Genomic DNA, 12,608 nt, shown 5'->3' on the forward strand with positions numbered 1-12,608 from the left:
CCGGTTTGGCCAGGCGTGGCGATCCGCCGCGCACGCCACATGGCGGGCCCTTGCAATTGGCGATCTCAATCCGGCGCTCGGCGAGGGATGACATCAAAGGCGATGTTGAGCCGCTCCCCGCCGGCAATCGGCGCCGTGCCATGCCACATGGTGCTCGGGAACAGCACCAGACGCCCTGCCGTGGGGGCAAGAGAGGCATAGTGGGGCAGATCCAGCCTCAGCTCCGGCGGGGGCGCGCCGAGGTGCAGATGGCCGGCGGGAGGGGCCCCCATCGCCGCAGGGTCCGGAAGGCTGACGTAAAAGGCGCTGGAGAGCCAGCCTGCCGGATGAGAGTGGGTGACATTATGGCCGCCCGCTCCCAGTCGCACCGACCAACTGCCCGCGATGGCAAAAGCGTCGCGCGGCCGCCCCAGCAGGGGGTGGCTCGGGTCCGGCGGCGGCAGCGCTGCGATATGCTCGCGCACACTGGCCATCAGCCGGGCGCGGGTCCGTTCGAAGATCGGCTCATGGCGCAGCAGCACCGAGCGGTCGGTCTGGGTGCCGTGGCGCACGGATTGCTCGGCATAGGGCAAATGCGCGAGATGCAGGCCGCGCAGGGCCTCCGCCAAGGCCGCCAGCTCTTCTGCGGAAAGGCCGGGATCATAAGTGCCGATCAGGGGCGGATCGCCATCCAGCCAGGCGGCGCGGGGGTCTCCGGTCAGGCGCCACAGGGTCGAGACATAGGGCCAGACCTGCCCGGCATTGCGTCCAGCGGTCAGCGGCAGGGCCACGGCCAGCGCTTCGCCATAGGCGCCCCGCCGCAGATGGTGGCGCAGACGGGCCATCTGGACGAAATCGTCGTTCAGGGCCTGCGCGCGGGCGATCAGATGTTCGCTGGCGGCGATGTCGCCGGTTTCTCCGGCCATGAACAGCCGGGCGGCCAGAATATTTTTCGTCTCGCCCAAGGCTTGCGCGGCCTTCTCCAGAATGGCGCCCGCGCGGGGCCAGTCGCGATGCTGCGCCACGCAGGCGAACAGGCCAAGCCACAGCCCCGGATGGGCGGGCAGCACGGCAAGGGCCGCCTGATAGCCCGCATCATAATCTTTCGCCTCGCCGCCCGTGTAGCGCAGCGAGGCCAGAATGCGCTGGCCTTCCAGCCAGTCGGGCGTCTGGGCCAGTGCGGCGGCAAGTCTCTCCTGCGCCTGCGCCATCCTGCCTGAGGAGGCGTCGGCCAGCGCCAGATTACGCAAGGCGTCGCGGTTGCCCGGCGCCAGAGCAAGCGCGTGGGCGAAGAGCGGGGCCGCGTCATAGCCGCGTTCATAGCGGATCTGGGCGTAGAGAAAGGCGGCCTGCGGATCGCGCGGCGCCAGCCTGCGGGCCGTTTCCAGCGCCTGTTCGGCCTCGGCCATCTCCTCGGCCTGTCGATGCAGGCGGGCCTTGGCCAACCAGTTTTGCACTGTTGCATCAGGCGCTGGCAAGGGCGGTGCTTTCCCGGGCGTTGCAATGCGTTTCGACATAGCTGCGGTGGCTGCCCACCTTCGCGGCTTCCGCCTGCATTGCGCTTTTGAAGCGGGCCAGCCATGCGGCGCCATCGGCGGTGCGATAGGTCTTGAGCGGATCGCAGGCGAGGGGGAGATTGCCCTGCCCGATATGGACCGCCGTCCATGAGGCCGGGCCGAAGAGATCCATGTCACGGCTGATCAGGCGGCCATAGCGGCGGAAATGCTCGATGCGCGTGGCCAGCGTATCGGGGATCGGCATGGTTGCGGTGTAGCGCCAGAGCGGCTCGTCCCGCTGGTTGAGATGGTAATGCAGCACGAGGAAATCGCGGATACGCTCATTTTCCGTGGCGGCGACATGGTTGAATTCGGCGGTGACCAGCGGGTCGAAATCCCGGTCCGGGAAAAAGGCCAGCAATTTGGAGATATTGGCCTGAATGAGATGGATTCCGGTGGATTCAAGCGGTTCGAGAAAGCCGCTCGACAGGCCCACCGCGATGACATTGCGGTTCCATGCCTGCCGCCGCCGACCGGTGGTGAAGCGCAGCGGGCGCGGGTCGGCCAGCGGCTCGCCATCCAGAGAGGCGAGCAATTGCCGGGTTGCCGTGTCGTCATCGGTGAAGCGCGAGGAATAGACATAGCCATTCCCGGTCCGCCCCTGAATCGGGATACGCCATTGCCATCCGGCCTCTCGCGCCGTGGAGCGGGTGTAGGGCAGGAAATCCGTGGTGGAGGCGGAAGGGACGGCCACCGCCCGGTCGCAGGGCAGCCATTGCGACCAGTCCTCATAACCGGTCTTGAGCGTCTTTTCGATCAGCAGGCCGGCAAAGCCCGAACAGTCGATAAAGAGGTCGCCGGGGAGGATGCGTCCATCGGCCAGCGTGACGCTTTCGACAAAGCCGCTCTCGCCGTGCTGGGTGACCGTGGCCACCTTGCCCTCCAGCCGGGTGACGCCTTTCGCCTCGGCATAGCGGCGCAGGAAGGCGGCATAGCGCGCGGCATCGAAGTGATAGGCATAGTCATAGGTGCTGAGCACCGTGCGCGGATCGCGCGAGGGAGGGGCGAATTTGCCCGCTTCGGCCAGGGTCCAGGCCATGCAGTAAGGGTCGATGCTGTCGATGTTGTGGTTCAGGCGTTCCGCGAGCCAGAACTGGTGAAAGGCGACCGTGTCGAAGGCTTTGCCATAGCTGCCGAAGGGGTGGAAATAGCGTGCGCCCGGCGCTGACCAGTCGACGAACTGGATGCCCAGCTTGAAGGAGCCATGGGTCGCCTTGACGAATTCGGCCTCGTCGATGCCGAGCATGTCGTTGAACAGGCGGATGGTGGGAATGGTCGCCTCGCCCACGCCGACGATGCCGATTTCCTCGGATTCGACCAACGTGATTGCGCAGCCATCTTGCAAGCTGTTGGCCAGAGCGGCAGCGGTCATCCAACCGGCAGAGCCGCCGCCGACGATGACGATCGAACGAATGGCGCGATCATGCTGCGGTTGGCGCGTCGCCTGCATCATCTTTCCCCTCTTGCCTCGGCTTCTGGGGGGAACGGCTGCCTCCCGGTGATCCGGGGCGCAGCCGCAGCCTCCATGGTCTGTCTGTCCGCGATCAGGACAGGTGATCCGGGCCGTTTGACCGGCAGTGTATCACCTGTCCTGCGTCTGTCGCGGGATTTCCGCAGGGTCAGAAGCTGAAGCGCACCGATCCCTTGATCGCGCGCCCCTGGGCCACGCCCGCATTGACCAGAGCGGTGGTGCCGGTGACAAAACCGGCGGCGCCCTGCGTGGCGTAGCTGTTGAACAGATTGTAGATGTCCAGCCCGACCTGGATATGCTTGACCGGGCGGTATTTGGCGAAAAGCCCGAACAGGGCGGAGCCCGCATAGGTGTTGCCATCGCCGCCCAGCGTGCTGGTCTGGCCGTTCACGCTCATGCCCAGCTCGGCCTTCTCGAGGTTGTAGCTGACCAGCGCGGAATAGGTCAGATCCGGAATGTTGGGCGATTTGAGGAAAGGCGAATTCTGGCTGGCCGCCACGCGCGAGTGATCATAGGTGGCGGACAGCACGATGTTCAAACCGCCACGGCGATAGGTGCTGAACAGTTCGAGGCCAAGATCCTTGTACTTGCCCGCGATGATGCAGGTCTGTTCGTGGATGCCCAGAATGTTGAAGCAGTTGGTATCAGAAATCTCCTGCGAGGAGATGCTGTATTTCGAGTAATATCCGGTCAGCTCGACAGTGTAATGGCCGCCCAGAAGACCGCCGCGGTTTTTCATGCCGACTTCATACTGATCGACCGGGAAAGCCGAATTGGCAAGGCCTGCCGAGCTGAGCGTGCCATTGGGGTTGAAATAGGAGGGCGTGCTGTTGGTCAGGCGGTCAGCATTGAAGCGCGTGCCATGCGAGGCGCGGGTGAAGACCGACAGCTTGTCCGTCGCCTTGTAGAGCGCGCCGACCGACCAGTTGGTGGCGCTTTCGCTGAAGTTGACGGCATTGACCGTGCCATCATAGCCGAGCACCGGCAGCGCGGTGACCACGCTCTGCCCGGTGCGCGGATCGATCTGCGTGATGCGGGCCGTGCTGACGGTATTGCCGGTGCTGCCCTGCGCCCAGCCAGACCCCGAAAAGATCTCTTCGCGCACGCTGGCATCGAGGTTGAAGCGGCCCAGATCGAGGCTGAGGTCGGCATAGGGCGCATTGTCGGTGAAGGTCAGGTCGAATTGCTGGTTCCAGCCCTGATTGAAGCCGGTCTGGCCGCCTGCGGACAGCAGATTGCCCGTGCCGTTCAGCCCGCTGACCAGATCGAGTTCAGCCGGATTGACGCCGGTCGCCTCATTGATCGAGCTGTTCGAGTGCCAGTCTTCGGCGATGCGCTGTGAATAATAGAGGTAACCCAGTTTCAGGTTGCTCTTGAGATCGCCGAAGTCATGCTTGTAGCTCAGCGCCAGATCATTGGCGATATGATCCATATGGTTCATATTGGTGTGAACCGCCGAACTGGCGCTGACATAGGCCCCGGTGAAGGTCTGGCCCGCATTGGGGCCATTGGCATAGATCAGCGATTGACCGGCGGGCACCGCGCCCGATGTCGGCGTCGCGCCATAGAACTGGACGTTGAAATTGCCCTTCATGCGCGCAACGCGGGCATTGTCATCCAGCACCAGCCCATTGCCGAAATCGTAATGGGTCTGGAATTGCAGCATCTTTTCATTGGTGGAGATGCCATTGACCGGCTGGCGCGCGACATTGCCACTGGCATCGGCATAGAGCACGCTGGAGTTGAGCACCGAATAGTTCGGCGCCTGCTTGCGAGCGTCGCACAGGGCGGAAGGCCCGATGTTCGACACGCTGGTGCCGGTCAGACGCGCCGAGCTGACGCAGCCGCCATAGGTGGGCTCCTGCGTGTCGGCCACCTTGAAGAGCATGCGGATATAGCCATTGCCGTCGGCGAATTCCTTGGTGATGTTGCCCTTGATGGCATAGGAATTGCTGACATTATAGGGCGCGTGAAGAATGCCGTGGCCAACATCGTAATAGCCGCCGATGTTGAAATAGGTGCTGTCATTGATGCTGCTGCCCAGACGGAAGTTGACCTTCGTCCAGTCGTAATTGACGCCCTTTTCGAGATCGACATAACCGCCCTCGTTACGGCCCGTATAGCTGATATGGTTCAGCACCGCGCCGATCGCCTGAGAGGCCAGCGTGGCCGCCGTGCCGCCGCGGATCGCCTCGATGCGCTGGTCGGTGGGCATCGGGTGAGTCCAGTAATCGTTGTTGCCGAACTGGATGTCGCCGAACAGCACGACGGGCAGGCCGTCTTCCTGGATCTGCACGAAGGGCGAACCGCCCGTGGGCGTGCGCAGGCCGCGCACGCCGATGTTGGAGTTGCCGCCATCGCCCTGCGTGCCCGCGACCTGAATGCCGGGGATCAGGCGATAAAGTTCGGCGGTCGAGGTGGCGTCGAAATTCTTGATGTCCTCGGCGGTCAGCGAGCTGATCGAGGTTGAGGTTTCCAGTTTCGTGCGCGCGCCCGTCGAGGCCGTGACGACAATCGTGCCCAGCGTGTCGTCGGCGGGTTTCGCGGCGGGCGTATCGCTTGTGGCTGCCGCCTGTTGGGCCATGGCCGGTGTGGCCAGAGCCATGGCCAGCGCCATGGCTGCGCATGACACATGCGATGTGAGAACCATCTGTTTCATTGATTTCCTCCCCGAAATCTATTGCCGCTCAAACCTTGAGGATCGGATGCGGCGATAGAGTGATATTGAAAATTAAATCGATTGCAATGACTGTATCAATCGATTGGTTTGCAGGATTGCGAAGATAAAAAGGTGTTGCTTTGCTGCTACACGAAAGCTTCTCTAAGAAGAAATGCGTTCTATGCGCGCAAGTTTGCCAAAGGCTGTTGGCCTTGTTCGGAGCAGCACTTTGGAAGCGGATATTGATGATTGCTGCCTAGCCGGATGGAGCATGATCCGGCTTGGCCTCGAACACTATGGCTACCCCCTTGTAGTCCCCCTTGAGTTTGAAACGAAGACCTTGCGCCATCCAGAAGCTGCCCTGTGCTTCGGCGGGCAGCCCATCCGGCAAGGGCGCGCCGCCCAGAACCGAGAGCCGGTAGATGGTGTCAGGCGCCAGTCCCTGCGGGTGGATGGCCAGACCATTGTCCCGATACTGGGAGCTGTGCAGCATGGCGAACAACACAGCCTGCTTCCTGTCTTGCGAAACATAGAAGGTGGCCGAAGTTGCGGCATCGGGCGCGGGTGATATCAGGCGATAGAGATCGCCGCGCTGCACTGTTCTGCGCACGGTCTTATAGGCCGCGATCCAGCGCTGCGCGGAGGCAAAATCGGCCTCTGTCCAATGGTCCAGATTGGCCCCGATGCCCAGACTGCCCTGCATGGCGGACAGGAAGCGAAAATCGAGGCTGGTTTCCCGCCCATTGGCCCAATTGGGGCTGTCCGTCACCCAGGCCATCATGGCCGAGGGAGCATAGGCCTGGGTAAAACCGTCCTGAATGGTCAGCCGATCATAGGGATCGGTGTTGTCCGAGATCCAGCTTTCATCGGTCAGCGCCATCATGCCCAGATCGATGCGCCCGCCGCCACCCGAACAGCCCTCGATCTCCAGCCCGGGATGGCGGCGACGCAATTCGGACAGGATGAAATAGAGATTGCGGATATACTGGACCTGCAACCGCTGCTGATCCTCGATCGCAACGCCGGGCCAGCCGGGTTCAGTCCAGTTGCGGTTGTAGTCCCATTTCAGAAAGGCGATGTCATTCTCGCTGACCAGTCGGTCCAGCACGTCCAGAATGTGATCGCGCACATCCTTGCGCGCCAGATTGAGCACCAGCTGGTTGCGCCCCTCGGTGCGCGGACGATCAGGGAAATTCATCACCCAATCGGGATGCGCGCGATAGAGGTCAGACTTGACATTGACCATCTCGGGTTCGACCCACAGGCCGAAATCCATGCCCAGCGCCTTGACCTTGCCGATCAGTGGCCCCAGCCCATTGGGGAACTTCCGGCGGTTGACGCTCCAGTCGCCAAGGCCTGCCTTGTCATCGTCGCGCGCGCCAAACCAGCCGTCATCGACGACGAAGCGCTCGATGCCGATCTTGGCGGCCTTTTCGGCCAGCGCCATCTGCCCGCTCTCGGTCACATTGAAGGCGGTGGCTTCCCAACTGTTGTACAGCACGGGGCGCAGTCTGGCCGCATCGCCGCCGGGGATGATATGAGCGCGCTGGAATGTGTGGAAGCGGCGTGAGGCATCGCCCATGCCATGATCGGTGAAACCGGCATAGAACACCGGCGTTTCAAGGCTTTCACCGGCTTTGAGCGTCCAGCTGAAATCATAGGGATTGTAGCCGCCGCCGATGCGGGGCCGCCCGAGATTGTCGAGCCCCACCGAGAGGCGGAACGAGCCCGACCACGCCAGCGCACCAAACCACACCGGGCCATCGGTCTGGCTGGACTGGCCCTGCTTTTCCAGTGCGAACCACGGCTGATTGCCATGCCCTGTCGAGCCACGGCGGCTCTCCAGCAGCGTCAGCGCGGGGGTGACCGGCGCCTCTTGCTGCGACCATTCGGCGCCATGGCGTCCGGTCAGATAATGGAGCCGATAGTCGCCCCCTGCGGGCAGCGTGTAGGTGGCGGCCGCGATCTGATCGACACGGACGGGGCGCCTGTCGCCATTGTGGACCGTGGCCGAGCGGGCGATGATGCCGGTGGCCGGATCGATCGTATAGCGCAGGGTCACCGTCAGCGGGCGGCGGATGTCGCTCAGCTCTACGGTGAGGGTTTCGCCCGCAATGCTGTGGCTGCGATATTTGAGAACGAGATCCCGGTTGCCATCGGCGAAGGCCACCTTCAGTCCGGGTTCGCTGACCAGACCCTCGCCTTGCCCGGCATATTCCTGCGGCGTGACGGAGCCGGCAGGGTCGAAGCCCGAGAGTTCGGCAGGGTGCCGGGCGACCAGGGGAGCATCCGCGCCAAGGGCAGGGCCCCAGTACAGCGGCTGGAGATAGCCTTGCTCGTCCACGCCCATGGCATAGGTGACGCCGCCGCCATCGAGGCGCAGCTGGCGGCCATCCGCGCTTGCGCTGACCTTCGCGCAGGCAAGCGAGGGCATCGCCAGCGCCAGCAGCACGCTTGTGGTCATCAGAAGGGATCGAAAGCTTGGCATCCGCGTGTTCGTTCCTGTCAGCCGCCATGAAACAGGCAGGCGTGAAGTTCGGTGTTGTCTAAGCGCTGGCGGAGGAAGCTTTCCTCGCGCCAGCGCCTTTGCATGCTTATCCGGCGGGGGCTTTCGCGGTTGCCGTGAGCAGTGGCCAGGCGGTAAGGTTCATCGTTGCCGTGCCGCCCTGCGTCGCCACGCTCCAGCGCAGATTGCCGCCGCCCGGGAAGAAGCGATCGCTGATGGTATGCGTGCCATCGTTCACGAAGACTTCGAGGATGGACTGATCGGCAAGAATGCGCAGCGTGACCTTATGGTGTTTTAGGTCGACGGCGGTGACATGGCGGTCTTCGAAACTGTCATTGAAATGAGGGCCAGAGCGCGTGCGATCAACGAAGACTTCATCGACCTGCGGATTGACGCCGACAAGGGTCTGATAACCTTTGTCATCGGTCAGGGCGAAGATGATCTGTTGGGCGGACCCTGTTTCCAGATCGACCTGCAGGTCCGACCTCGCGCCATCGATGGCGATCGGCGTGGGGTTTGACGAGAGCGAGACCGCTTTCATCCGCGTGGGCGCGCCGCGATAGCGCGTGATCTCTTCCACCGGCTGTTGCGCCAGCTGATAGCCCTGATCGGTCTTGCGCAGGAAAACCTGACGCGGCAGCGTCATCAGCCCGCGGGAGGGATAGGTCGGGATGGTGTTGGCATAGCGCCAGTCATTGGCCCAGGCGATCCACACACGGCGATCCTGCTGCCTGGGCAGGTCGTTCCATGAGGCCACGGCGTAGAAGTCGGCACCGTGATCGACCCATCGCGGCGCCTTGCCCCAATCGGCGACCGGCGTGAAACGCGTGCCGTCGAAGTCCCCGACGAAATATTGCGCGCCCGAGCCGCCCGCAACCCCGTTGTCGCCCAGATTGATGACCATCACCCAGCGTTTTTCGCCCGGTGCGCCGCCTTCCACCGACAGTTCGAACAGATCCGGGCATTCCCAATTCTTGCCGCGCCCGCCTGCGGGGCCGAAGTCGCTGGCGAAGGTCCAGTGCTTCAGATCGGGCGAGGTGTAGATCTGCGCCTGATTTTCCAGCGCCTTGACCACCACCATCACCCAGCGCTTGCTGGCGGCATGCCAGAAGACTTTCGGATCGCGGAATTCGGCCATGTTGATGTTGAGAACTTCGCCATGGACAGTCCATGTCCGCCCATGATCATTGCTGTAGGCGAGATATTGCGACTGGCGCTGGGCCTTGGGGTTGTGGCCTGTGTAGATCGCGATCATCGGCGGATGGCCATCGCGACCGAAACCGCTGCTATTGGTCCAGTCGACCACCGCACTGCCCGAAAAGGCCATGACATCGGGCGTTTCGGGGATCGCCACCGGCAATTCCTGCCAGGTCACAAGGTCGCGGCTGACGGCGTGGCCCCAACTCATATGGCCCCAGCGGTCGCCATAGGGGTTGTATTGGAAGAAAAGATGATATTCGCCATCGTAATAGACAAGGCCGTTAGGGTCATTCGTCCAATTGCGGGCAGGAGCAAAGTGAAAGGCCGGGCGCACATCGGCTTGCTGTGCGGCGGCCGATGCCGACAGGCATGCCACCCCGAGCAGAATACTGGCCAACCGCTTCATCCCCGTCTCTCCCGAAATAACTTTTCTTCATTGTAGATCGAATGGCGCCGTCGATCATGTGACCGACCGTCTTCCCCGAAGGACGTCCTGCCATTCATCATGCGTCTGGAAATCTGCCTTGCTGGCATGGCGTGCGGCAGCATGATTGATGCTCGCCCCTGCGATGCCGGCAAAAACCCCCTTCCCCTTTCATGGCACTTCCTGTGCCTCTGCCATTAAATCTATATCTGTGATTTAGTCTTGTCAAGCGATGTGGCGTGGTGTCGGCCTTGCGTGCAAAAATTGCGCATAATGGTCTGATAAAGATTGAGATATGAGATCTGGCTCGGCTGGATTGGGTGGACATTGCGGAGGCCGGCGATGATTCGGAGCGAGCCTGAAGACGCAAGTCGCAAGGCCTCCCTCTTGGTGAGGGCTTGCCGCGATGACCGATGCCACCGGTGAGATTGGCCATCTGCTGTTGCAAGGTCTAAGGATGTCAGTGATCAACGGGTTTCGCCAGACCTCTGGCGCATAAAGGCAGGATCGATGAGTTCGACGCGTAAGGGCACCAATGCCAGCGGCATGCGGCGCTACAATGAAAGATTGATTCTGGCCGCTGTGCGCAGAATGGATGGCGCCTCCAAGGCGGAGCTGACCCGGCAAACCGCGCTGTCGCCACAGGCCGTGGTGCGCATCGTCGACGAGTTGGAGGGCAGGGGGCTGCTTGTTCAGGCGGGCAAGCGCACCGGCGGCATGGGGCAGCCGGCCACCATCTACCGCATCAACGGCGAGGTGGGCTACACCATCGGCGTCGAGGTCGGGCGCAGCCATATCACCCTCGTGCTGCTGAACTTCCATGGCGAGCCCAAGGCATCGCGCACATGCCCTGTCAGCTTTCCCGATATCGATACGGTTCTGCGTGAAATCAATCGCTTCACGGAGGAATGTCTGGAAGCATGGCCGGCGCTGACGGTCGATAATCTTCTGGGCGTGGGCATCGCCATGCCCTGGTTCCTCGGCGAATGGCGTGACGAACTGGGCCTGTCCGAGGATCAGGCCGGCGAATGGTATCATGCCAAGGTCGAGGAGCGGATCCGCGCCGGGATCGCCTGGCCGGTCTCTTTCGAGAATGACGGCAATGCCGCCACGCTGGCGCAGCTGCTGTGCGGGGCCGGGCATGGCCTGCAGCACTTCCTTTGCATCCATCTGGGCACCTTCGTGGGCGGCGGCATCGTGCTGGACGGGCGGGTGTTTCAGGGGCGCCATGGCAATGCCGGGGCGCTGGCCTCGATGCCGGTGCTGGCCGCCGGCAAGGGCGACTATCTGATCCATCATGCCTCGCTCTATGCCATGCCCAAGGAGGCTGGCCCGGCCCGGGACATGTGGCTGGCCAATTGCGCCGACGCCTTGACCTTCGCCATCATCGGCGCGAACAGCCTGCTCGACCTGGAGGGCGTGATCATCGACGGCGCGCTTGGCGAGGTGGAGATCGGGCTGCTGCTGGAGGGCGTCCGGCAGCGTCTCTCAGACCGGCTGCCGCCCGATTTCTTCGTGCCTTCCCTGATCCAGGGCGGGCTGGGCGATTCGGCTCCCGCGCTAGGCGCGGGCCTTCTTCCCTTGCATGCCAGCTTTTCCCCGGATCTGGCCGCGCTTGCCAAAAGTCCGGCATCGGGCGAATCCTAATCCACTGAAACTGCCCTTGAATGCCGCCATGGGGCCGGCGCCATTTTTCGATTGACCCAGACTAAATCACTACAGTAGATTTAGTGTCATCGGAGCGTGAGGACACGTCCGTTGCCTGGAGAGGGGCCGGTGGTCATGATCAGAAATCCAGTTTCACTGCCCTGCCAAGGCCATGCCGGGGTTCGCCCGGCCCTCTTGTCCATGCCGGAGCAGCGCCCTCCCCGGTGAGGGCTGTGGCCTGATGGCCTCAAACCGGCGCCTGCTGTCAGGCGCCCCATTTCCTCCATCACGAGTTTATCACGATGCATAGCGAAACGCTGATGCTTGGCGCCATCGAAGCTGGTGGCACGAAATTTCTCTGCACCGTTGCGGATCGCGACGGGCACAGTCTGGCCAGGACCAGAATTCCCACCACCCATCCCGCCGAAACGCTTGGTGCGGCAAGCCGCTTTTTCGCGGAGGCCGAAGCGCGGTTTGGTCCACTCAGCGCCCTGTCGATCGGCAGTTTCGGGCCGTTGTCGCTCAATCCGGTGGCGCCCGATTACGGTTTCATCACCTCGACGCCGAAAGAGGGATGGCAAAACACCGATCTGCTCGGCCATTTCCGCAACAGCATTCAGGCCCCTTTGACGCTTGATACGGATGTCAATTGCGCGGCTGTCGGTGAAAAACTGTTCGGCAGCGGGCGAGGGCTGGACACATTCTGCTATGTCACGGTGGGCACCGGCATTGGCGTCGGCCTGTTGGTCGGCGGGGCTCCGCATGGCGGCGCGAACCATCCGGAGGCCGGGCATATCCGCCTGCCCCGCGCCGCGGGCGACATGGACTTTGCCGGCATCTGCCCGTTCCATGGCGATTGCCTCGAAGGGCTCGCCAGCGGACCGGCGATGCGCCAGCGCTGGGGCACGGCGGGGGAGAATCTGCCGTTCGACCACCCCGCCTGGGACATCGAGGCCGACTATCTGGCCGGTCTCTGCGCCACGCTGACCTATGTGGTGCGGCCCGATCGCATCATTCTGGGGGGCGGCGTGATGGAGAGCGCCTCCATGCATCAGCGCGTCAGGCAGGCGCTGGTCGCCAAGCTGGCGGATTACGATGCCAGCCTGCGCTCGATCGATATGGAGGCCTATGTCGCGGCGCCCACGGCGGGCCCTTCGGCAGGCCTC

General features: G+C 62.9%; 7 protein-coding genes. 2 read left to right on the forward strand and 5 right to left on the reverse strand.

Features of this window, described 5'->3' with window-relative positions:
- Positions 1 to 65: 65 nt before the first annotated feature.
- From SR3_RS23375 to SR3_RS23395, 5 genes are all read right to left on the reverse strand, one after another.
- Entirely contained in the window at positions 66 to 1,436 is a 1,371-nt protein-coding gene (locus SR3_RS23375) for a putative 2OG-Fe(II) oxygenase (protein ID WP_169805700.1), read from the reverse strand.
- Between the two features lie 7 nt (positions 1,437 to 1,443).
- Positions 1,444 to 2,985, reverse strand: coding sequence for a tryptophan halogenase family protein (locus tag SR3_RS23380; protein ID WP_068091253.1), 1,542 nt, complete (start codon positions 2,983 to 2,985; stop codon positions 1,444 to 1,446).
- Between the two features lie 169 nt (positions 2,986 to 3,154).
- Positions 3,155 to 5,665, reverse strand: a complete 2,511-nt coding sequence (locus SR3_RS23385; RefSeq protein ID WP_068091232.1) for a TonB-dependent receptor — start codon at positions 5,663 to 5,665, stop codon at positions 3,155 to 3,157.
- Positions 5,666 to 5,921: 256 nt separating this feature from the next.
- On the reverse strand, positions 5,922 to 8,129 hold the full coding sequence (locus SR3_RS23390) for an alpha-galactosidase (protein WP_245654067.1): 2,208 nt from the start codon (positions 8,127 to 8,129) through the stop codon (positions 5,922 to 5,924).
- Positions 8,130 to 8,259: 130 nt separating this feature from the next.
- Complete coding sequence (locus SR3_RS23395) at positions 8,260 to 9,768, reverse strand: glycoside hydrolase family 32 protein (RefSeq protein ID WP_245654068.1); 1,509 nt, start codon at positions 9,766 to 9,768, stop codon at positions 8,260 to 8,262.
- A 537-nt stretch (positions 9,769 to 10,305) separates the two neighbouring features.
- Between SR3_RS23395 and SR3_RS23400 the strand changes: the two genes are divergently transcribed.
- Both SR3_RS23400 and SR3_RS23405 read left to right on the forward strand, forming a co-directional pair.
- The gene (locus SR3_RS23400; protein WP_068091241.1) at positions 10,306 to 11,442 is read left to right on the forward strand and encodes an ROK family transcriptional regulator; all 1,137 of its coding nucleotides are present in this window, start codon (positions 10,306 to 10,308) and stop codon (positions 11,440 to 11,442) included.
- A gap of 302 nt (positions 11,443 to 11,744) precedes the next feature.
- Positions 11,745 to 12,608, forward strand: an 864-nt coding sequence (locus SR3_RS23405) for an ROK family protein (protein WP_068091244.1), incomplete at its 3' end; no start/stop codon positions are given.

This window comes from Novosphingobium rosa NBRC 15208 (assembly GCF_001598555.1).
Taxonomy (GTDB): Bacteria; Pseudomonadota; Alphaproteobacteria; order Sphingomonadales; family Sphingomonadaceae; genus Novosphingobium; species Novosphingobium rosa.